This is a genomic window from Paraburkholderia bannensis NBRC 103871 (assembly GCF_000685015.1).
Taxonomy (GTDB): domain Bacteria; phylum Pseudomonadota; class Gammaproteobacteria; order Burkholderiales; family Burkholderiaceae; genus Paraburkholderia; species Paraburkholderia bannensis.
This window is the reverse complement of sequence record NZ_BAYA01000019.1, coordinates 1-21,756: the sequence shown is the minus strand read 5'-3', so window position 1 is coordinate 21,756 and position 21,756 is coordinate 1. Positions and strand designations below refer to the sequence as shown.

The following is a 21,756-nucleotide window of genomic DNA, read 5'->3' as shown; positions in this document are numbered from 1 at the left end:
GATGACCACGCAAGCCCACCCGCAGACGCCCAACACGCCCGACACCGCAACCGTTGCCTTCCTCGGCGCGCTCAACAGCGGCACCGGCCCGGCCATCGAAACGCTCACGCCTGGCGAAGCACGCGAAGTCCTGGCCGGCGCGCAGCGTAGCGTCGAAGTGGACATCTCGGGCATCGACGTTACGCGCCGCACGATCGAGCAGGACGGGCTGAGCGTGCCGCTCGTTGTCGTCAAGCCGCAGGGCGCGAGCGGCGTGTTGCCCGTGTTCATGTTCTTCCATGGCGGCGGCTGGATTCTCGGCGACTACCCGACGCATGAGCGTCTCGTGCGAGACCTCGTGGTGCAGTCGGGCGCGGCGGCCGTGTTCGTCGAATACACCCCTTCGCCCGAAGCGCGCTATCCGGTCGCGATCAACGAGGCCTACGCCGCCACGAAGTGGGTTGCCGCGCACGGCGAGGAAATCGGCGTCGATGGCGCGCGGCTCGCGGTCGTGGGCAACAGCGTGGGCGGCAACATGGCCGCCGTCGTCAGCCAGATGGCAAAGGATCGGCATGGCCCGGCCATCCGCTTCCAGGGCCTCATGTGGCCGGTGACCGACCACGCATTCGACAACGCTTCCTACGACGCTTTCGAAAGCGGCTACTTCCTGAGCCGCGACATGATGAAGTGGTTCTGGAACGCCTACATCACCGACGCGACCGACGCAGGCGAGCGCAACCAGCGCTACGCATCGCCGCTGCGCGCCACGCTCGACGAGTTAAAGGGCTTGCCGCCCGCGCTGATCCAGACGGCGCAGTTCGACGTGCTGCGCGACGAAGGCGAAGCCTACGGGCATCGGCTCGACCAGGCGGGCAACGAGGTGACGACAACGCAGTACAAAGGCACGATCCACGACTTCGGCCTGCTCAACGTCCTCGCCGCCGACGCCCCGACACGCGCCGCCATGCAGCAGATGGCGACGGCATTGAAGACGCGCCTGCAATAACTCGCATCCCCACACACTGATATCGAGAGCCCATCATGAACAACGCTAAACAACTGCTTGCCGCCTATATCCAATCGATTCGCGACCCGCGCGCGGCTGCCGCCTTATTCGCCGAAGATGGCGTGCTGGAACTGCCGTACCTGAAGACGCTCGGCATCGATGGTCGTGCGCAGGGGCCACAGGCAATCGAAGGTTTTATCGCCTCGCTGCTGGCGAAAGTGCCGGATTTCGCCTTCAAAAACGTGCGCTATCTGATCGAGACGCCGGAGCAGGTGTTTGGCGAATATGAAGTCGAAGCGCTCGTGCCGTCGACGGGGAAAATCTATCGGCAGATGTACGCCGGACGGCTCGTGGCGCGCGACGGCAAGATCGCGCTGTTGCGCGAGTCGCTGGATACGGTCGCCGCGGCGGACGCGTTCGCGATGGGCGCGAGATGAGTTCGCGATGAGTTCGCAGCAATGATCCGTGCAGATGGCGTAATATATCAACAAACATAACGAGGGCGGAGCCTCGCGAGCGGGTCGTGGGTTCGATTGGCAAGACGCGTCGACTCCCGATGGATGTCGTGGGCGGGACGACGGCACGTGCGCCAGCATTGCTTCAGGTGCAGCGTGCCGCCCTCCGATCTGGAGACAAGCCATGTTCATCCGTCAGCTCAACTACCTCGTGACGTTGGCAAAAGAGCAGCATTTCGCGCGCGCCGCGGAGCTTTGCAACGTCACGCAGCCGGCGCTTTCGTCGGCGATACGCAGTCTTGAGAACGAACTGGGCCTCGTGATCGTCAGGCGCGGGCGGCGCTTTCTTGGCCTCACCGAGGAAGGCGAGCGGGTGCTGGGCTGGGCACGCCAGACCATTGCGGCGCTCGATCACATGAAGCAGGACGTGTCGGCTTCGAATCTGCTTTCGGGCACGGTCAGGATCGGCGTGATTCCCACCACTATGCCAGTCGTGAGCATGCTGATCGCCACATGCCGCACGGCGCATCCCATGCTGAGTTTCGCGGTTCGCTCGCTGAGTTCGGACGCGATCCTGAGACAGCTCGACGATTACGAACTCGATATCGGTTTCACCTATCTCGACGATCGCACGCAAGCCGGTTTTGAAGTGCTGTCGCTCTATCGCGAACGCTACGTGCTGGTTTCTCCGTCGACGGCGGGCAAGAGCGCGTGCTCCGGTGCAGGAAGGTGGGATGCGCTGGGCGACCTGCCTTTCGGTCTTCTGGACTCCTCAATGCAGAACCGCCAGGTGATCAACGCCGCGTTCCGTCGCGCGGGTGTCCAGCCAAAAGTGGTGCTGGAGGCCGATTCCTTGCTCACGCTGATGTCGAACGTGCAGCATGTGGGGCTGCACACGGTCTTGCCGCATAGCGTGCTGAGCGTGATGGACACGACCCGGCGCGATGCAGTGACGCCGCTCGAACCGGAACTCACGCGCGAGATCGGCCTCATCGCCCGCGAGGTTGCGTCCCGTCCTCCGCTGGTGGCAGCGGTGTGGAAGGCTGCGAAAAACCTCGATATGCAGGCCAGTTTCGATGCGTTTCTCGATGCGCCCCGCGAGCGCGCCGAAGTGCCGACTGCCGTTTCATGAGTCGATCATGAATCGTTCATAGGCCGTTCATAAGTCGCGCTTATCAGGTGATACGTCGAAACGATTGGATTGGTTTTGCGCTTTTCGTCGACACTCTGTTCGTCGATCGGTCGCATGCAGCGCGACCGGACAGCCGGTGATGCCAGATGGCCGCCGGTTCCTCGCCCAACAGAGTGGAGAAGATATCGTGGCAAAAATTGTGTGTGTGCTCTATGACGATCCGGTCAACGGTATGCCGAAGCAGTACGCCCGTGACACGCTTCCCGACATCACGCGCTATCCCGACGGCCAGACCACGCCGACGCCCAGGGCCATCGACTTCACGCCGGGCCATCTGCTGGGCTGCGTCTCGGGCGAACTGGGCCTGCGCAAATATCTGGAATCGAACGATCACCAGCTGGTTGTGACGTCGAGCAAGGACGGCGCCGACAGCGTGCTCGACCGTGAGCTGCACGACGCCGAAATCGTGATCTCGCAGCCGTTCTGGCCGGCCTATATGACCGCCGAACGCATCGCGAAGGCGCCGAAGCTCAAGATGATCGTCACGGCCGGGATCGGCTCGGATCACACCGATCTGCAGGCGGCGATGGATCGCGGCATCACCGTGGCCGAAGTGACGTACTGCAACAGCAATAGCGTCGCCGAGCATGTCGTGATGACCACCCTCGCGCTTGTGCGTAACTATATTCCTTCGCACAACATAGCGAATAAGGGCGGCTGGAACATCGCGGACTGCGTCGAGCGATCCTATGACGTCGAAGGCATGCACGTGGGCACGGTCGCTGCCGGACGCATCGGTTTGCGCGTGCTGCGCCTGCTCAAGCCCTTCGACATGAAGCTGCATTACCTCGATCGCCACCGCCTGCCGGAATCAGTGGAAAAGGAACTCAACCTGACGTATCACTCAAGCCTCGAAAGCCTCACGAAGGTGTGCGACGTCGTCACGCTGAATTGCCCGCTGCATCCCGAAACCGAGCACATGATCAATGCGTCGACCTTGAAGAACTTCAAGCGCGGCGCGTACCTGATCAACACCGCGCGCGGCAAGCTGTGCGATCGCGATGCGATTGTCGAGGCGCTCAAGAGCGGCCAGCTGGCGGGCTACGGCGGCGACGTCTGGTTCCCGCAGCCTGCACCGGCGGATCATCCGTGGCGCAGCATGCCGCACCAGGGGATGACGCCGCACATCTCCGGCACGAGCCTCTCCGCACAGGCCCGCTACGCCGCCGGAACGCGCGAAATCCTGGAGTGCTATTTCGAAGGGCGTCCGATCCGCGATGAGTACCTGATCGTGCAGGGCGGCAAGCTCGCCGGTGTCGGCGCGCACTCGTACAGTGCGGGCAATGCGACGAAGGGTTCGGAAGAAGCGGCCCGCTTCAAGGTGGCCTGACGCCCATGACGACCTCGTCCGCCGCTTCCGCCGGCGCTAACGGGGGCTCGACGTGGCGTGCCCAGGCCGGCGGCATCCTGCTCGCCGGCCTGGGCGCATTCGCTGCGTTGGCGCTCGTGGGCATGCTGGCACAAGAGACCTCGGCACCGTGGATTCTCGGTTCGTTCGGGGCCACCTGCGTGCTGCTGTTCGGCTTTCCGTCGAGCCCGTTTTCGCAGCCGCGCAACATCATCGGAGGGCATGTTCTGACTTCGCTGACGGGTTTGCTCTGCCTGCATCTGTTCGGGCCGGGCTATCTGGCCATGGCAATCGCCGCATCGGCCGCCCTGATGCTGATGATGCTGACGCGCACGGTGCATCCGCCTGCGGGCAGCAATCCGGTCATCATTTTCGCCGCGCAGCCGGGTTGGTCTTTCCTGGTACTCCCAACGATGGCCGGAGCGGTTGCGCTGGTGGTGATCGGCTGGATTTACTGGTCTGTCGTGAGGCGCGGTGCGTGGCCGCATCGCGCGTCCCGGTGAACCTGGAGCATCTATGGCGTCGTACCCGCCATCGCCTGATACAGGACAGGTCGGGGCCGATAGAGCGAGGGGTACAGGCTCTTCAGCGCCTCGACCTTCGGCATGTCGTTGATCGCGATATACGGGTAGTCGGGATGCAGGGCGAGAAAGTTCTGGTGGTAAGCCTCGGCGGGATAGAAGCCCTTGAAGGTCTCGACACGCGTCACGATCGGACTCGAAAAAACGTGCCCGCCCTGTAGCTGCGCGATATAGGCTTGCGCCACCGTGCGCTGCTGGGCATTCATCGGGAAAATCGCCGAGCGGTACTGGGTGCCGTGGTCGGGGCCCTGATAGTCGAGTTCGGTCGGGTTGTGCGCAACGGAAAAGAACACCTGGAGAATCTTGCCGTAGCTGATCACGGTCGGGTCGAAGGTAATCCGCACCGATTCTGCATGGCCGGTATCGCCGTCGCTCACGCGCTCGTATTGGGCGGTATCGGCCGCGCCACCCGTGTAGCCGGACGCGACCTGCGTGACTCCGCGCAGATGTTCGAACACGCCCTGGACGCCCCAGAAGCAGCCGCCCGACAGGACAGCGGTTTCCGAATGGACACCGCCCGCAGGCTCATCCTGAAGCGGTGCTGGAACCGCGACCGCGCGTTCGTCGGAATGGGCGCTGCGTTGCCAGAGCGCCACTGCGGCTACCACGATAGCCAGGGCGCCGAAACGCGCGATCTTGCTGGATTTCATTAATAGCGGATTCACGATGCCGTCCTTGCCGGGCGAAGGCCGCCCGGCGCCAGTGAGAGTTAACCGAAAGTAAAGGCAAAGGCTTGCACGCCCGGATCGAGAAACTGGATCGCGAAGGTGTGTTCCGCCACGTCGCCGGGCTGTCGCACGAGTTGATAGAGACGCTGTGCCGTGACCACACCGGTGCCGTCCGGCGCTACGTCGCTGCCGTGTGCGTCCTGCGGTGCATTGCCGTCCACCGTCACGCGAAACCGCACGGGCTTGCCGTCCCTCCCGGGGCCTAAGACCAGGTGCAGGTCGCGTGCATGGAAGCGGTAGACGATTTCGCCGCCGGGCTTTGCCAGCGTGGCGTGCTCGGCGCCGACGCTCCATGCGCCAGCCAGCCCCCAATGGTTGAGGCCAGGATCGGAGGGCGCGCGATAGTCGTGAACGCGATCCTGTGCGACGCCGCCTGGCGACGCGAAGCCCTCGGCGCGCTCGAAGCCGATATAGGTTTCGGGCGAACGCATGTCTGCGCCGTCGGCCTGCATCTGGACGCCGTGCTGCGTCGCGCCATCGAGGCCGAGCGGAACATTCGCCGCATCCGGGTGGCCCGCTTCCACGAGCAGTTGCTGGATGACGCGCTCGGACTGGTCATATTCCCCTTCGCCGAAATGCTCATAGCGAATCTGTCCTTTGGCATCGGCAAAATAGTGCGCAGGCCAGTACTGGTTGTTGAAGGCGCGCCAGATCGCGTAGTCGTTGTCGATCGCCACCGGATAGTCGACGCCGAGGTCGTGAACGGCCTTGCGCACGTTGTCGGCGTTGCGTTCGAAGGCAAATTCGGGCGCATGCACGCCGATCACGACGAGTCCCTTGTCGCGATACTTGCTGGCCCACGCCTTGACGTAGGGGAGCGAGCGCAGGCAGTTGATGCACGAGTAAGTCCAGAAGTCGACGATCACGACCTTGCCGCGCAGCGCCTGGGCGTCAAGCGGCGGCGAATTCAGCCATTGCACGGCGCCCTGGAGCGGCGGCAACTGGCCGAGCACGGGTAGTGCGGACGGCGCCGACGGTGCAGCCCGCATGCTGTTGGAAGCGCGCATCATCGCGCCGCCGCTGGCCGACATCGTGTTTGCGGTATCCGCGCCTTCGCTGGGCGCATTCGACAAGGCCGGCGGCCTGGCGGAACCGGTCATCGCCATCGTGGTCTGCTTCGGCGCAGCGAAGGTATCGACGAGATGCTGCTCCAGGCCGCCTGTCGCGACCGTCGAAATGCGCGTGAGGATGCCCGTGTCCAGCCCGAGCGCAACGGCGGCGACACCGGCGAGCATCGCCACGCCAATGGCGCGACGGATCCATTCGCCCGCGCCCAGCGAGCGTTTCATGGCCGCGAAGACCCGTCCGCCCAGCAGCAGCGCGACGGCCAGCGAAGTCGCCGCGCCCGCCGCATAGGCCACCAGCAGCAAGGTCGTGCCGATGCTTGCGCCTTGCAGCGCCGCGCCGGTCAGGATCAGGCCGAGAATCGGGCCCGCGCACGGCGCCCACAGCAGCCCCGTCGCAATGCCCAGGAGAAATGAAGCGCCGATGCCCGGCGCGCGATCATGCTGTGTGGTCTCGGACAGCCGGTTGCCGACGTTCACGAGCGGTTGCATGATGCGCTCGGCCAGGCGGGGAAGCAGGAGCGTGAGGCCGAAGACGGCGAGCAGGACAATCGCGAACCAGCGGCCATACTGATTGGCCTGTGCGACCCAGCCGCCGCCGACTGCGGCGAGTGTCGCGACCGCCGCGAAGGTGGCGGCCATCCCGCCGAGCAGCGGCAGGCCGGAGCGCACGAAGGGCTGGTCGGCGCGCGCGAACACGAAGGGCAGCACGGGCAGGATGCAGGGGCTCAGGATCGTGAGCACGCCGCCGAGATAGGCCAGGACGATGAGTAACATGGTGGAGTCGGAAGGAGTTCTACCGGTTCTGCGGGTTCGATCGGTTCGATCGGGGCGCTCAGGCTGCGCGTGGCGTGAAGGTCATGGCGACGCCGTTCATGCAGTAGCGCAGGCCGGTCGGCTTCGGCCCGTCGTCGAAAACGTGGCCAAGGTGGCCGCCGCAGCGGCTGCACAGCACTTCGGTGCGAACCATGCCGTACGAGAGATCCTCGCGCTCGATCACGGCATGCGGCAGCGGCGCATAGAAGCTCGGCCATCCCGTGCCACTGTCGAATTTCGTGGTCGACGCAAAGAGCCTGGCCGCGCAGCCCGCGCAGGCAAAGGTGCCGTCGCGGTGTTCGTTGTTGAGCGCACTGGTGAAGGCGCGCTCCGTCCCCGCATTGCGCAGCACTTCGTACTGGGCGGGCGTGAGGAGCTTGCGCCATTCGGCGTCGGTGTGCACGACCGCGAAATGCCCAGCAGGCGTGGATGCCGCGCCCATGGCCATCGCGCCGCTGGCGGGCTGGGCCGCCTTCGCGCGCCATTGGCCGAGCGCGGCCATGACGGCGAGCGCACTGCCGCCGGATAGCAGAAGCCGTCTACGAGTGTTCATCGTGTTCTCCGTGTACGGTGCGGCGCTGCACGGGAGCCAGCCGGGCCTCAGAACAGCGCGCAACCTTTACACGAAGCATAGGCAGCCGCCGATATCGAAGTCCTCACGAAAAGTAAAATTAATTGTGATAACTCCGGCCCGGCATTTTCTGCACAATGGGCATTTCAATCCGGATCTTTTACCGGGGCGCACCGCGCCGATACCTGAAGAACCTATGGATCAGACCAAACGCGTACTCATCGTCGAGGACGACGCGGATATCGCCAACGTGCTCATGCTGCACCTGCGCGACGAGCACTACGAGGTTGTCCACAGCGCCGACGGCACCGAAGGGCTGCGGCTGCTGGAGCAGGGCGGCTGGGACGCCTTGATCCTCGACCTGATGTTGCCCGGCGTCGATGGTCTGGAGATCTGCCGTCGCGCGCGGGCGATGACGCGCTACACGCCGATCATCATTACGAGCGCGCGTTCAAGCGAGGTTCACCGCATCCTGGGACTCGAACTCGGCGCCGACGATTACCTCGCGAAACCCTTTTCGGTGCTCGAACTCGTCGCGCGCGTGAAGGCGCTGCTGCGGCGCGTCGAGGCGATGGCGAAGGACTTGCGGCTCGAAGGCGGCACGCTGATGCTCGGCGGCTTCTCGATCGATCCCGTCACGCGCGAAGCGCAGGTCGATGGCCGCCGCATCGAACTGACTCCGCGTGAATTCGACCTGCTGTATCACTTCGCGCGCCATCCAGGCAAGGTGTTCTCGCGCATGGAGCTTTTGAACGCCGTCTGGGGCTACCAGCACGAAGGCTACGAGCACACGGTCAACACGCACATCAACCGCCTGCGCACCAAGATCGAAGTCGACCCCGCGCAACCGGTGCGCATCCTGACCGTCTGGGGACGCGGCTACAAATTCGACCCGCTCGCAACATCGGCACCCGGCGGCGCGGCGCCCCGCGACAGCGGGCAAGGAGGGGCGTCGTGAGACTGTCATTGACGCAGCGGATCTCCATCGTGTTCTCGGTCTTGCTGCTCGCGTGCTGCGGAGCATCGGCGTGGCTGCAGATACGGGCCTCGGATCTGCACGACCAGGAGGTCATCCAGGCGCTATCGCACGATCTTGCATCCCACATTGCCCACAACTCGGCGCTCATGGGCGCGGACGGGCCCAAGGCGGGCGCATTGCGCACATTGTTCGGACAACTGATGGCGGTCAATCCGAGTGTCGAGGTGTACCTGCTCGACAGCAATGGCCGCATCACGGGCGACGACGCACCGCCGGGGCATATACGGCGTGCGCGCGTCGACCTGCAACCGGTGCAGCGCTTCCTGGCCAACGACCCGCTGCCGATTCTCGGCGACGATCCGCGCAGCGTGGACGCCAGCAAGGTCTTCAGCGCGGCCGTCGTGCCAGGGGCAGACGGGCGACCGGCAGGTTACATCTACGTCGTGCTGATCGGCGAGGCGCGCGATGCGCTGGCAACGCGGCTTGGGCAAAGCACGGTGCTGCGCACCACGCTCGGCTTGATGGCGGTGGTCGCGTCGCTCGGACTGATTGCCGGGTTGATCGCGTTTGGCCTCATCACGCGCCCTTTGCGGCGACTGACCGAGAGCGTGAGCCGCTTCGACGCGTCGATCCGCTCAGGTGCGGCGCCCGTGCCGCTTGTGCCCGGCCCCCCGGCGGCGCACGCGGGAACGCGCGACGAGATCGCCATTCTCGAACACACGTTTGCCCAGTTGGTCGAGCGCATCGGGCTGCAGTGGCACGAACTCAAGCGCCAGGATCAGGAGCGGCGCGAACTCTTCGCGAATATCTCGCACGATCTGCGCACGCCGCTGACGTCGCTGCACGGTTACCTGGAAACGCTGTCCTTGAAGGACGACACGCTGGAAGGCGCCGAGCGCCGTCGCTATCTGGCGATTGCGCTTGCCCAGAGCGCGAAGGTCGGGCGGCTGGCGCAGTCGCTGTTCGAACTGGCGCGCCTGGAGCAGGAAAACGTCCAGCTCACGCTTGAGACGTTTCCTCTCGCAGATGTCGTGCAGGACGTGTTCCAGAAGTTCGAGCTTGCGGCGCAGGCCCGCCAGATTCGCTTGCATGCCGATATTGCGCCACGCCTGCCGGCCGTGTGCGCAGACCTCGGCATGATCGAACGCGTGCTGACCAACCTGCTCGACAACGCGATTCGCCATACGCCCGCAGGCGGCGAAGTCAGCGTCGAACTCGCCGGGGAGGACGACAAGGTGGGCGTCGTGGTCAGCGACACTGGGCCAGGCATCGCACCCGAGCTTCGCGCGAACCTGTTCCGGCGTGCTTTCAGCTCAGGCGACGTGCGTCGCCAGGGAGGCCTGGGATTGTTGATCGTGCAACGGATGCTCCAGTTGCATGGCAGCGTCATCGAGCTCGCCGAGCGCGATCGACGCGGCGCGACGTTCAGTTTCAAGCTCGACGCCGCGACGTCGCGAGCGCCGCTCAAGACGTAGAGCGCTCGCGGTAGCCGGTTTGCGTCATCGATCGTCAGTAGGCAGCAGCGAGCGGCAGGATGCGGATTGTGCTGCCGATGGCAGACGACGCGCTTGCGCGATCGACAACATAGAGCGCATGCCTCGCCTCGTCGATTGCGATGCCGCGCGCATTCTGGAAGTCGTTGGCGACGGACGTAACGGTTCCGTCCGGGGCGATGCGGCACAGTCCGGTTGCGCCGCATTTCGTATAGAGCGCACCGGTCTTGTCGATCGCGAGGAGATCCGGATGCTCGACCCGTGCGAAGACTGTGCCCTGGTCGCCTGGAACGGGTGCCGGCGCGGCAAGCAGGGCCGCCAGGCCGAATCGCAGAACCACGTTGCCGTCCTGATCGGCGACGAACAGGGCATCGCCGCGAACGGCAACGCCAACGGGTTTGGCGAGTCCCGCGACCAGATCTCGTTCGCTTGCGGTATGCGTTGCCGGGTCGTAGCTCACGAGGCTGATGCCTGCCTTCGAAGGGACGCCCTTTGCTTTCACGAACCAGCTTGATAGTACGCGTCCCGCGCCGATCGACGCCAGGCCCAGTCTGCGGCGCTCGGGCGCGAGACCGGCGAGCGGTTGCGCATCGCCTGACGATGTTGAAATGAATAGCGCGCCCGCTTCGCCAAAACCGAATCGGGCGACCAGCAACGCTCCGGACGGCGTAACGGCAATCGCGCCGAGACTGTTGGGCTGGCCAGCAACCTCGCGCACGTCCGCATACCGCGCGAACGTCGCGTGATCGTGTGACCCCAGGATGACGTTACGTCTATCGTCGGTGACGAAGAGCGCATCGTCGCTTGCCCTGATCGCAACACCGTTCGGCTGTGCATCGATTGAGATGCGATTCGCTGCGGGAGGGGGCACGTTCTGGCATCCCGCCATGCCGATCGCCAGCGCACCAGCGATGAGGGCGCGGAGGAGGTGTGAACGCGGTGCATATGTAGTCATGGACAGGCTGGCGGGTGGCATGGGTAGCGGCTACTGAGGGGGATTTTATCGGCAACTCACGACCATGAGCGGCCTCTTGAGTTTCTTCAGAGCGGACATTCAGAATCTTCCCACCACGGTTCCGCCTCGTCGAGATAATGTTTCTAATGAAAGACGAGTGCACCGTTGTCCGCGCACATCTTAAAGGCCTTCATCCAGTCACCATAAGAATCGTAAAAGTAAGCATCAGGTACTTGTGCTGCTTGACTCCGGTACTGAACGAAATCTTGGTAGACCTTTCTGCACACTTCTGGTCCGATAACGCCTTCTGCGTCAGAGAAATCGATCAGCTCCCAAAATGGGCCGTGGTCGAGTTTCCATACTGTCTCGTCGTATCTCATTTCGACCACATTGTTCCGAATGGACGGGCTTGGCTGATATCCGGCAAGCTTTGCCAGCTCATTTCGCCATATGTTGTAGCCGAGGTAGGAGCCAGCTCTGAAGTCGAAAGACGATTTGAACTGGTATACCTTTCCACTCTCAAGCCCATGAAAACGCTCCGGGAAATCCACTGGAGACAGGATGACTTGATTCTTTCCTTGGGGCATGCTGTCGGATGACAAAACAGGCGATTCGACATTCGTCAATCCACTGTATGCAGTGACGTCCAGTCCAGCGTGCGCTATTGAGGCAAACAAAAACAGAATCGTGGGGAGAAGAACTCGCTTCATGACTTAACCGATATATCCAAGATCAGGCACCTGCCCTCTCAGATGTTATCGGCACCGTGGTGCAAACTCCTGAGCTAAGTGATCCAGATTGTCAATGATTCGTGGGTACGCGTCGAACGCCGGCTCATGGCCGCCAATTGCCTACGGCCCTGTGTTGGTGCCCGTCGCGTCTACGGTGATACAGAAATGTAGTCGGTCCGTCGTTTCTGGATACGTTTCTGTCCACTCCAACGCGGCAGCACCGATTGTCCGACGGCAGATGTCGGCGGCATCCTGTAACGAAAGTCCCTCTAAGCTCGCTGTTCCTTGCGGTGCATTGCCGTGACCGACCCGCCCATCCGCAGACTGCATCCATCCTTCCCAGCCTAGGATGGGAATCTGGTTAATCACACACCAATCAACTACAGCAAGAGCCGCTTCGAGCGGAAGGACGATCTCCTTGCGCGAAATAGAGCGCCGCGCGAGATCGGGCGGCAATATTTGCAACTGCTGCATTTGACATACCCAACGAGGTCAACAATTGCAGGATTGTCAGCATTCTTGCCTCGAATGTCGAGCGTCCGTCTCTGGCCGACTACCGACAAAGGCGAGGGGGGGCATGCGAAACTGAAAGATATCCCCGTGGGCCGACTCAGATTCTCCGATTTTCTGCCGAGTCTCCATTGCGCGCACAGTGGCATACCGTCGAGGAATTCAGGGGTGGGCTATAGGCATAGCGGAGTATGCCGACATTAAGCTCATCCGCCTGAAATCGATTGCTGCAGGCTGATCAGATTCAGCGGCACGACACGGATGAGATCTGCGCAGTCAATTGAGTTTGTGGTGGCCGCAGCTCAGAATCGTGCTGGGGGGCCTTCAAGGCTAAGGCTGCGGCCCGTCTGCCGGTGATGAATGTGAGCAGGTCCGCATCCATTCACGGATTAACGGAGATGGACTTGCGCACACCTGTGCAGTTTCGGGTCTTCATTGTTTGACGTTCCAATCCACAACAGTGTTGCCTCGGTTTGAGCAGTGTTCTGCAAGATGTGTGGTGTTTTTGTCTTATATTGGATGAAATCATCTGCACCCAGAAGAAGCTTCTCACTATCCAGGGTGAGTGTAATTTCTCCTTCCAGAACGTAAATCAGTTGTTCAGCCGATGTCGCTGACCGCTCGACACATCGCTCTCCTGACGGTGTCCGGATCAAAACTGCTTCAATCTGACAATTTCCATCAGTTCCCGTTAAATGCGAGAAGCAGCTTGCGGATTCTGGATTGCCGAGAAATGTTCGCGATACAGCATACGAAATTGAAAGAGCATTGACCGACTGGTTAAAGAAATAATCTATCGTAACGCCGCACGCAGTCGCTATGTCGGTAAGCGATGACAGAGATGGCGAGGCTTGTCCACGTTCGACTTGGGATATGTACCCCTTCGAGAGTCCTGAAGCAGTTGCCACGTCTTGAATAGTCTTGTTTAGACGCTTGCGGAGGGTTCGAATCTTGCACCCGAGGCGAACGTTGTCAGGTGCTGTGGGTCTGTTCTTGGGCATGATTGGGAAGAGGATTCATCCGACATGGATAGGCCACGCCTGGTTGCCCGGTTCTCTGTCGACTCGATCGCGTTCGATGGATTCGTTTCTTGGTCAACATTAAACAGATTTTCTCGCTTCTATCAGAAGCGTTATGGCGACGTCGATGTTTCGGATTTCGCTGAATCGATGTGATTTGGCTGGCCAACGGCCGATCAAGCGCTTTCCATTTGAGCGCCATCTAGTTACGGTCAGCCGATGGCTCGATATGACGCATGGGAGCAGCTCGTGCGCCCAAAGGGTGGACACTTAGTGAGCGCTCGCCCATGTCCAGAAACAATTGTCCATGGCCCGGACATTGGCGAATTCATAGCGGGGGACGTTTTAGCGCGATCCAGCGCTGAACAGACGGTCTTTGCCACTGATGCGTCGCATATTCGACTAGCCTTTCTGGTACAGGGTCACCGTTCAGAACAAGCCGGTTTAGCATAAGGGCAAGATCAACGTCCGCGATACACCATTCGCCAAACAGGTTTGGCGAATGGTCATCAAGCAGCGCCGAAGCAGCAGAAAACAGTTTTCCTGCAGCCATACTGGCTGCTTCCGATAAGGATGCCGTGTGAGCGCCGTAGAACACCACGTTGGTGGAGCGTTCTTGACGAATAGGCATAAGGTCGCTTCTTAGCCACGCCTGAATTTGACGTGCCCGGGCACGTCCGATCGCATCCTTTGGATACAACAGCGAACCTGAAAACACTTCCTCGATGTACTCGGTTATTGCCGATGACTCCGACAGGGAGAAATCGTTGTGAACCAGCGTAGGCACGCGCTGAGTTAGTGAACGTGCAGCGAAATCAACTTCACGATTCCCGTTGTTGTCCAGATCGATGGTTACAAGCTCAAATGGCAAGCCCTTTTCGTGAAGAGCGACGAAAACCGACATTGCGTATGGACTTGTGAATTGGGCGTCGGCATAGAGGCGAAGATTCGATGCTGGCAAATTAGACTCCTGGTCACTCATGTATTGAAACCGATTGTTCGGTACTGGGACATTGACGTCGCGTCTGACTGCTATCGCAGGGCGAGAAATAAGACCAAAGCAAGGGCTGGTAAGCCATATTGTGGAGGCCAGGCACTCTGATAAGCTAGCTCACAGTTCAACAGCGAGGTGTGAATTTGAAACACATCCCAAAAGCGCGGCCACCGCTTGCCAATCTGGAAACTGTCTGTCTGGTAGCTCACGCGGGATCTTTCAGTGCGGCTGCGGCCGCTAGTGGCATCACACATGGCGCCATTAGTCGTCGGATTGCTGCTGTCGAAAACTGGCTCGGCGTCCCGATTTTCGAGCGACACGGGCGCGGGGTCATGCTTACCATGGATGGACAGCGCTTCGTAGGACAGGTAGAGCATGCCTTCGATATCATCGACGTCGCTGCCGACCAATGGCGTACGCGCACAGGCGCAAGACTGGTGCGATTGAGTGTCGGCTCGTCATTCGCTCAGCTCGCGCTTTTTGAACGACTCGCCAGCCTCGAAGCGGGCCCATCTCCGCTCAAGATCCAACTTGATGTCAGGGCGCGTAATGCCGACATTGCCGGTGGCGAGGCGGATGTAGCGATCCGTTATGGTCGCGGACATTGGCCAGGGCTTCTCGCTGAATTGCTCCTACCGGAAACACTCTGCCCGGTGGCTCACCCGAATATCGCTGCAAAACTGAAAGGGGATGCCCCCGAGCGGATACTGGCTTACCCACTTTTGCACGACTCGGACCTGACGGGATGGCGCGCCTGGTTTGAGGATAGTGGTATCTCACTCAAGGGACGCGCGCACGATCGCCGATTCGAAGATTACACGCTGGTACTGTCCGCAGCCGAATCAGGGTTGGGAATCGCATTGGCCCGCCTGCCCCTGGCGACAGCCTGGCTCAAACAGAGCAAGCTCGTTCTGTTGGACCGGCGTGCGGTCGCCAGCCCCCTCGCCAATTACATGGTCACGGCGAAACAGGAACGACGGCCAGAGGTACTTGATTTGATTCAACGCTTGAGAGACAGCATTGGAGGAGGCGTGCAACAGTTACAGCGCAGCCGCCGGACGTGATGCCCGGACTCTGTTTTCCATCGGCCTAAGGCACTTTTGTTTCTCCGCGCGTTTGTCTGACCAATCTCTTCGACCGTCTGCGACCCCTTGCCGTCATTCGCGGTGCGTCGAAAAAAACGGCCGCATCCAAAGTCCAACGGCCATTCCCTCAACCGGTTAAGCTACATCATTTCTCGTTCAAGACTTGGGGTTGGCAGTTGCTCAATCAAACTTTGAAGCGACTCGCGCTAGAGACGCTAGTCAGGAGCAGCGTAGACCCGATAAAGGAGGCATGTTGAGCGGACATTGGAGCAACCTGTACACGCAGTACTTTGTGACGGATAACGCATTGTGCCTGCCGGTTCTGCGCCAAGAGCAATTTGCCGAAATTTTTCGGCGCACACAGCAGATCGCCGAGTCGATGGAGGGCGAAGGTTCCACGCCCAAGGTGTCGTTGGACATGGAGCACCTTCAAGTTGCTGATTACGCCACCTTTCCACCGATCACACAGCAGCAGCAAGAGGCGATTCGCAGGTTGCAGGCGGCTCAGCCGATCCGCACTGACGAGATGGCCTATCTGGCACTACGTTCGTTGATCGGCCTGTTTTGGGAAGAGCCGCAGTCTGAAGACGATCTTCGCCGCGCAGCGGCCTACGATATTGCACTGGAGATGGTGCTTACGGAAGTCAGCCCATCAGTCGCTCAAGCCCTTGCACAGCATGACGCGCCTCTGCCGTACTGGGGGCGCTTGGGATTCCTGCGTGTGATGGGGACTATCCCCGATGAACAGATCGAGGCACTTCGTCTGGACCGGTTCGCCTGCGTCCTACTGAAAGATCCGGCGTTCAACGCGCGTTCGTTCCAGTATGAAGACCACGGACTGGTCGGCCTCAACTTTGCGCTGGAGCCCATCCTTAAAAACCTGAACCGAATGCTGTTGCACTTTTTCCATACCCAGGAAATGGCCGGTCCTCGTCGGCTAGAGCGCGCTTGGGCAAGTTTGGCCCCCGTTGTCGCTTACTTCTGGGCACGCGGGGCCGTTGCTACTAATCGTCTGTCACCCATCCACGTATTGTTCGACGAGTCCATGGCGAGTCACGCCCATGCAATCACAGCCAGTCAGGTCGATTTCATTATCCGCCACGAGCTAGGCCACCTGGCATTAGATCATGCCAAACGACTGCGCGAGGTGAAGGACGACACGGAAGCCAAGGTGGCACTGCGACATGAATTCGAGTTCGCGGCGGATGCGTTCGCGCAAGGTAGTCTACGCTCCGCGCTGTACAGCCAGTTGCGTGTGAATTTGCAGTGGATACAGGAGCCAACCAGCGCAGTTGAGGCTGATCGGAAGGGACTAGAAGCGTTGCATGAGCACCAGCGTGAGGTCAGCGGCGTACGACTGCTGTTTATCTACATGGACACGGTCGACCAAATGGGACAGTTGCTCAAGCGGCGGATCGGAGACGCTATTCGATTTCGCGCTCAGTTGGATTCGCATCCGTCCCCTCGCGAGCGGCTCACTCGTTTGGACGTATTTCACGTGGGCGAGTACGCGCCAACCTCAGAGCTCTTGCGGTATGCAGAAGGCTTCTTCGCTGATGTCTTGGACTATGCGAACAAATTGGACGAGGCAGCTTTGGTAGCTCCACTGCGAGACCTGTATTGAACGCTTCTATTGCACCGCAATTTGTGTGAGCGGCTCTATTGGCAAGTTTCGCAGTACATCTGCCGCTCCATTGACTGCTACAAGGAAGCGCCCAATGCCCGCTCATGGCCGGTTATTGCCTCATGCGACCAGCATATCGCGACCTGACTCGACCTCCCAATTCGACGAAAACACGAGCAAGCACTCAAGGTCACGCTTTACGATACCGATATACCGTCTTGGGTCAAGCTCAACAACAGAGGATCGTATGCCCAGGGGAAAGACAGCGCAAGTCGCAAAGAATATGTGGGGTGACCAAGAGTATCAGCAACGTGCACAGCGCGCGTTGCCCATCTTGGTGAGGCAGGCTTTATCCGGCAAGTCCATCTTCTATCAACAACTTGCGGACGAACTCGGGATGTCTAATCCTCGTACACTCAATTTCCCACTGGGAAGCGTCGGACAAACTTTGATCGAACTCGGGCGAAAGTGGGATGAAGAACTACCCCCAATCCAATGCCTGGTCGTTAATCAGTCAAACGCGACCCCCGGACAAGGGTTCGGATGGTTCCTGCCAAACCCGGAAGAGTGGAATGACATGAGTCCTGCTCAGCGGCGCAGGATGACCGAACAGGTAATGCAACAGATCTACGCCTATCCCAAGTGGCTGCAGGTGCTGAAAGAGTTGAATCTTTCTCCAGTCCAAGCCAATTTTGACGATCTTCTCGCGGCCGCCTCCAACATGCAAGGAGGCGGCGAAGGCGAGGCCCACAAGCTACTGAAAGAATACGTCCGGAGTCGCCCGGAAGTCGTCGGAGTCGCTGTTCGCAATACGCTAGGTCGCGCAGAAGAGCCTCTTCCGTCAGGCGACAGAGTCGATGTGTTCTTCGATGCCGGCAAAGAATGGGTCGCGGTCGAAGTGAAGAGTCGACTGTCGGACGAGACTGACCTGACGCGCGGCCTCTACCAGTGTGTTAAGTACACAGCTGTTCTGCGCGGCGTTGTAGCTGCACGTCAATTGGATTTCGACGTCCGCTCACTGCTTGCGATTGAGGGGCGGCTTACTGACAGGTTGCGTGTGTTAGCAACCGTCCTCGGCGTACAAGTAGTCGAATCGATCCAAGTTTCATAGACGCTGTGCATCTGGCTGGCAAGTCGGCTCCGGAAGTTAGTATCCAGTTCGCCGGTAGCTTCGAACGACCGCTCACTGGGAGCGGAGCCGACGGCTGATTGACCGACCGAAGTCGCGGACGAAGGTCGCTTCATGGCCGACTACCGCCTGATGTGCTTCGCATGCACGAAGGCGGCATCGAAGTAGGGCGACCGCTCAAGTCCTACCCGTTGCGGTCGTCCAGGGCAGTGCCACTGAAAGTCCCATAACGGACGCCAGCCCACTGCAACCCTTTTCGTCGTCACAATGGCCGCCGTCTTGCCCAATTCAATAAGGCGTTCCCAACCTCGCTGCATCAGACGTTGCCGCCTTTCCTCAACCGCATGGCGCTAAAGACACAGCCGAGCAGCGCGCAGGCGCCGCCCAGCGCCACCGCCATGCGCGGCCCCGAGGCCGGCCACCAATGAAAGCATTGAGCGACCAGCCCAGCCCCAAGGGTCTGCCCCATCAGGCGCGAGATGGCGACAATGGCGCTTGCGCCGCCGCTGCGCGCGGCCGTCGCGCCACTCATGATTTCGCGCATGTTCGGCGACTGGAACATGCCGAACCCGATCCCGCATATGCCAAGACGGGCGGCGATGCCCCAGCTCGACACGTCGGTGCCCATCGTCGCGAGCAAAGCCATCCCAAGCGTCAACAGAACAAGTCCCACACTGCAGAGCAAGCCGGAAGGGTATCGATCGCTTAGCGGGGCGATGACTATCGCCATGACGGCCACAAGAAGAGGCCACGCGGCGATCACAAAGCCCGTTCGGGTGACCGGCATGCCAAACGCGCCTTGAAGGAGAAACGGCAGCGAAACCAGCGCAAGCGATTGCGTCGCGAAAGCGCAAATCGAAGTCAGCGACGACAGTCTCACGGTTCGAATCGCCATGAGATCGACCGCGAGCATGGGTGCGGGATGTCCGCGTTGCTTTCGCATCAGTGCTGCGGCACAAACCAGCGATGCGAACATGCAGACGATCGCAGCGACACTGCCGCCGCCATTTTCCAGCATGCAGATTCCGAACATCAAAAGCCCAAAAAACGCGGTGCACAATCCCGCGGACGCTGACTCGAATCGATGCCTTCCTCCCGCAACATCGGGAAGATAAAGCGCAGCAAGCACGATTGCAGCGGCAGCGACTGGCACGTTGACGCGAAACAGCCAATGCCAGCTCGCGAACGCGAGGATCGTCGAAGCGGCGACCGGGCCAAGCGTGAAGCCAATCGCGACGACCAGGGCATTCGTACTCAGGCCTCGCCCCAGCATCGTCGGTGGATGGATGTGTCGAATGAATGCGGCAATGACACTCATGATCGCGGCTGCGCCCACACCTTGCAGTGCGCGCCCGACGACGAGCAGGGCGAGCGTCGATGAACTGCCGCAGATCGCCGACGCGATGCCGAAAAGCGCCAGCCCGCCGATAAACACGCGTCGATAACCCGTCGATTCACCCAGCGCTGCAAATGGCAAGAGTGCCGCGATCATCGCAATCTGATAGGCGTTGGTCACCCAGATAATCGTTGCCCCGGTCGAATGCAGATCCACGGCGATTTCGGGTAGCGCCGTGTTGGCAATGGTCGTGTCCAGCGCGGCGAGAATGGCGGCCGTCATCAACGCCGCCATGCATAAACGGCGGCGCGCGGCCGAGACCGTTCCGTCTTGCGCGATGGTCTCAGCCCGGGCCGCACGCGTAGTCGTGCGCGCCTGATTTTCCAGAACGTTGCTCGTATTCATTTCGACACTCAAATCATGACGCTGAGGGCGTTCCGGACTGGCGACTCGTTGGCCCCAGTCCGGAACGCCGCGCGGGGCACAGCATGAGCGCTATGCTCCGCTCCTGGTCATCACGCGTCCAATATCGTTTTGTCGGTGATTGATACATAATCGATATCATGGATCTCCGCAGACTCAGATACTTCGTGGTTCTGGCCGAAACCCTGCATTTCGGCCGGGCGGCTTTGCGCCTGAATATCGCGCAGCCGCCTCTCAGCCATCAGATCCGCGTGCTGGAGGACGAACTCGGCGCGCGCCTGTTCGATCGGAGCAATCGTCACGTTGAACTGACGGCGGCGGGCGCGGCGCTGCTGCCAGAAGCGCGCGCGTTGTTGGCGCAAGCGGAAAAAGCCAGCACCATTGCCGCGCGTGTCGAACGCGGCGAGCTGGGCGAACTGCGGATTGGCTTCACCAGCGCGGCGGCGCTGACGCATGTGATCCCGCGCCTGATACTCGCTTATCGGCGTGACTGGCCGGGCGTACGCCTGAGCATTCACGAACTGACGACGCAGGGGCAGTTGACGGCGATGCTTGAACGACGCCTCGATTTCGCGTTCGTGCGCGGCACCGTTGCCCCTGATTTGCCATCGGCGTTTGGTTCGGTACGGTTGTTCGAGGACGCTTTTGTCGCTGCGCTCCCGCCCGGCCACCCATGCACCGATGGCGCAACGCCGCTTTCCGTTAAAGCGCTGGCCACTGAGCAGTTTGTCATGTATCCCGCAGACAGCGGGACGGGGGCGTATGAACAGGTCATGTCGATGTGCCGGCATGCGGGCTTCGCTCCCGAGGTGGTTCAGGAGGCGCTATCTGCCGCCACGATGGTCGGATTGGTGGCGGCTGGGCTGGGCGTAGCGCTGGTGCCCGAATCATTCCAGCGCATTGAAGCGACCGGCGTGGTGTTTCGTCCGTTGCGCGATAGCCAGGCCAGGTCGGCGATGTGGCTGGTCTTTCGTGCTGACGAAATATCCATGCGCGAAGCCGCGTTTCTGGAGCTTGCCGGCGTCCCCAGAAAACGCAGGCGTTCACCCGCGGGGGCTTAGGTCACATCCGTCCGCTATGTTGACCAAGTCAGTCAAGCGTCGAAGGCATTGACCGGGCCAATAAAGTCCATTTTCCCGACGTCGACTCCGTTTGTGCGCAAGATCGCGTAAGCCATTGCCACGTGGAAGTAGATATTCGGAATCACGATTTGCAGCAGATAGTTTTCGCCAGTCAGCTTACCCGGCACCCAGGAGACCTTGACGACCTGGCGGGCGGCGTCGTCGTACCGGTTAGCTGCTACGCCCTGCGCAAATTCAATCGTCTTGCGGATGCGTGCACGCGCATCTTCAAGCGTCTGCTCATTATCTTCATGTCGCGGTGGCTGCTGTCCTGAAAGCCACGCTGCGCCGCCTTTCAAATAATCGCAGGCGCTTTGTATCTGATAGAGCAACGCGCCCATGTCGGGCGCGAGACGTGTCGACAATAAAACGGCGGCATCGAATTTCTTCGCTCGGGCGTAGTGTTCCGCCTTGTCGAGATACGTTTCCATGGTTCGTACTGCTTGCACACATTGTGCAATTGCCTGTGCATACATCGCGATCTCCCGTAAGACGAAATTCCATCGAATGACGTGCCAGCACGCCGCTGCGAAAGCAGCGCGAGCCGCCACGCCAACTTTAAGTTCCCCTACAATAACGCGATCCCATTCCACGTGAGAAAACGCGTTGGACAGACT

At 60.8% G+C, this 21,756-nt stretch carries 21 protein-coding genes; 11 read left to right on the top strand and 10 right to left on the bottom strand.

What is annotated here, in order from left to right:
- Window position 1: 1 nt before the first annotated feature.
- From BBA01S_RS26080 to BBA01S_RS42855, 5 genes are all read left to right on the top strand, one after another.
- The gene (locus BBA01S_RS26080; protein ID WP_027819013.1) at window positions 2-985 is read left to right on the top strand and encodes an alpha/beta hydrolase; all 984 of its coding nucleotides are present in this window, start codon (window positions 2-4) and stop codon (window positions 983-985) included.
- Window positions 986-1,020: 35 nt separating this feature from the next.
- Window positions 1,021-1,422, top strand: coding sequence for a nuclear transport factor 2 family protein (locus BBA01S_RS26075; protein ID WP_027819012.1), 402 nt, complete (start codon window positions 1,021-1,023; stop codon window positions 1,420-1,422).
- Window positions 1,423-1,624: 202 nt separating this feature from the next.
- Entirely contained in the window at window positions 1,625-2,572 is a 948-nt protein-coding gene (locus BBA01S_RS26070; RefSeq protein ID WP_027819011.1) for a LysR family transcriptional regulator, read from the top strand.
- Between the two features lie 187 nt (window positions 2,573-2,759).
- The gene (locus tag BBA01S_RS26065; RefSeq protein ID WP_027819010.1) at window positions 2,760-3,962 is read left to right on the top strand and encodes an NAD-dependent formate dehydrogenase; all 1,203 of its coding nucleotides are present in this window, start codon (window positions 2,760-2,762) and stop codon (window positions 3,960-3,962) included.
- Between the two features lie 5 nt (window positions 3,963-3,967).
- Window positions 3,968-4,483 carry an HPP family protein gene (locus tag BBA01S_RS42855; RefSeq protein WP_042297931.1) on the top strand — a complete coding sequence of 172 codons (516 nt, stop codon included), beginning with the start codon at window positions 3,968-3,970 and terminating at the stop codon, window positions 4,481-4,483.
- A gap of 11 nt (window positions 4,484-4,494) precedes the next feature.
- Here the strand turns inward: BBA01S_RS42855 and msrA are convergent, their stop codons facing one another.
- From msrA to msrB, 3 genes are read right to left on the bottom strand one after another with little or no spacing between them, the layout of a single operon-like run.
- A complete protein-coding gene (gene msrA / locus BBA01S_RS26055) occupies window positions 4,495-5,211 on the bottom strand; it encodes a peptide-methionine (S)-S-oxide reductase MsrA (protein ID WP_027819009.1) in 717 nt (238 codons plus the stop codon).
- Between the two features lie 59 nt (window positions 5,212-5,270).
- Window positions 5,271-7,130: a cytochrome c biogenesis protein DipZ gene (locus BBA01S_RS26050; protein WP_027819008.1), complete on the bottom strand. Its 1,860-nt coding sequence runs from the start codon at window positions 7,128-7,130 to the stop codon at window positions 5,271-5,273.
- Window positions 7,131-7,188: 58 nt separating this feature from the next.
- Complete coding sequence (gene msrB / locus BBA01S_RS26045) at window positions 7,189-7,722, bottom strand: peptide-methionine (R)-S-oxide reductase MsrB (RefSeq protein ID WP_027819007.1); 534 nt, start codon at window positions 7,720-7,722, stop codon at window positions 7,189-7,191.
- Between the two features lie 214 nt (window positions 7,723-7,936).
- On the opposite strand from msrB, the gene BBA01S_RS26040 reads away from it, so the two are divergent.
- Window positions 7,937-8,698 carry a response regulator transcription factor gene (locus BBA01S_RS26040; protein ID WP_027819006.1) on the top strand — a complete coding sequence of 254 codons (762 nt, stop codon included), beginning with the start codon at window positions 7,937-7,939 and terminating at the stop codon, window positions 8,696-8,698.
- The gene (locus BBA01S_RS26035; protein WP_027819005.1) at window positions 8,695-10,194 is read left to right on the top strand and encodes a sensor histidine kinase; all 1,500 of its coding nucleotides are present in this window, start codon (window positions 8,695-8,697) and stop codon (window positions 10,192-10,194) included. The genes BBA01S_RS26040 and BBA01S_RS26035 overlap by 4 nt, the downstream gene beginning before the upstream one ends.
- A 34-nt stretch (window positions 10,195-10,228) precedes the next feature.
- On the opposite strand, the gene BBA01S_RS26030 is transcribed toward BBA01S_RS26035, so the two are convergent.
- From BBA01S_RS26030 to yfcF, 5 genes are all read right to left on the bottom strand, one after another.
- Window positions 10,229-11,083, bottom strand: a complete 855-nt coding sequence (locus BBA01S_RS26030; protein WP_245641595.1) for an NHL repeat-containing protein — start codon at window positions 11,081-11,083, stop codon at window positions 10,229-10,231.
- Between the two features lie 227 nt (window positions 11,084-11,310).
- A complete protein-coding gene (locus BBA01S_RS42850) occupies window positions 11,311-11,877 on the bottom strand; it encodes a hypothetical protein (RefSeq protein WP_156966088.1) in 567 nt (188 codons plus the stop codon).
- Between the two features lie 141 nt (window positions 11,878-12,018).
- On the bottom strand, window positions 12,019-12,372 hold the full coding sequence (locus BBA01S_RS47035; protein WP_156966087.1) for a hypothetical protein: 354 nt from the start codon (window positions 12,370-12,372) through the stop codon (window positions 12,019-12,021).
- Window positions 12,373-12,797: 425 nt separating this feature from the next.
- Window positions 12,798-13,409 (bottom strand): helix-turn-helix domain-containing protein, encoded by a 612-nt coding sequence (locus BBA01S_RS48665; protein ID WP_084162555.1) that lies wholly within the window; start codon window positions 13,407-13,409, stop codon window positions 12,798-12,800.
- Window positions 13,410-13,755: 346 nt separating this feature from the next.
- The gene (gene yfcF, locus BBA01S_RS46115; protein WP_084162554.1) at window positions 13,756-14,409 is read right to left on the bottom strand and encodes a glutathione transferase; all 654 of its coding nucleotides are present in this window, start codon (window positions 14,407-14,409) and stop codon (window positions 13,756-13,758) included.
- A 149-nt stretch (window positions 14,410-14,558) separates the two neighbouring features.
- Between yfcF and BBA01S_RS42845 the strand changes: the two genes are divergently transcribed.
- The 3 genes from BBA01S_RS42845 to BBA01S_RS26010 all read left to right on the top strand — a co-directional run bounded on the left by BBA01S_RS42845 (window position 14,559) and on the right by BBA01S_RS26010 (window position 18,241).
- Complete coding sequence (locus tag BBA01S_RS42845) at window positions 14,559-15,485, top strand: LysR substrate-binding domain-containing protein (protein ID WP_156966086.1); 927 nt, start codon at window positions 14,559-14,561, stop codon at window positions 15,483-15,485.
- 271 nt (window positions 15,486-15,756) lie between these two features.
- Window positions 15,757-17,130 (top strand): M48 family metalloprotease, encoded by a 1,374-nt coding sequence (locus tag BBA01S_RS26015; RefSeq protein ID WP_027819003.1) that lies wholly within the window; start codon window positions 15,757-15,759, stop codon window positions 17,128-17,130.
- A 283-nt stretch (window positions 17,131-17,413) separates the two neighbouring features.
- On the top strand, window positions 17,414-18,241 hold the full coding sequence (locus tag BBA01S_RS26010) for a hypothetical protein (RefSeq protein WP_052391897.1): 828 nt from the start codon (window positions 17,414-17,416) through the stop codon (window positions 18,239-18,241).
- A 334-nt stretch (window positions 18,242-18,575) separates the two neighbouring features.
- On the opposite strand, the gene BBA01S_RS26005 is transcribed toward BBA01S_RS26010, so the two are convergent.
- Window positions 18,576-19,877: an MFS transporter gene (locus BBA01S_RS26005; RefSeq protein WP_245641598.1), complete on the bottom strand. Its 1,302-nt coding sequence runs from the start codon at window positions 19,875-19,877 to the stop codon at window positions 18,576-18,578.
- Window positions 19,878-20,158: 281 nt separating this feature from the next.
- Here BBA01S_RS26005 and BBA01S_RS42840 point away from each other — a divergent pair, with 281 nt between their 5' ends.
- Window positions 20,159-21,079: a LysR substrate-binding domain-containing protein gene (locus BBA01S_RS42840; RefSeq protein ID WP_042297930.1), complete on the top strand. Its 921-nt coding sequence runs from the start codon at window positions 20,159-20,161 to the stop codon at window positions 21,077-21,079.
- A gap of 32 nt (window positions 21,080-21,111) precedes the next feature.
- Here BBA01S_RS42840 and BBA01S_RS25995 read toward each other — a convergent pair.
- On the bottom strand, window positions 21,112-21,756 hold a 645-nt coding region (locus BBA01S_RS25995), incomplete at its 5' end, for a DUF1993 domain-containing protein (protein WP_245641594.1).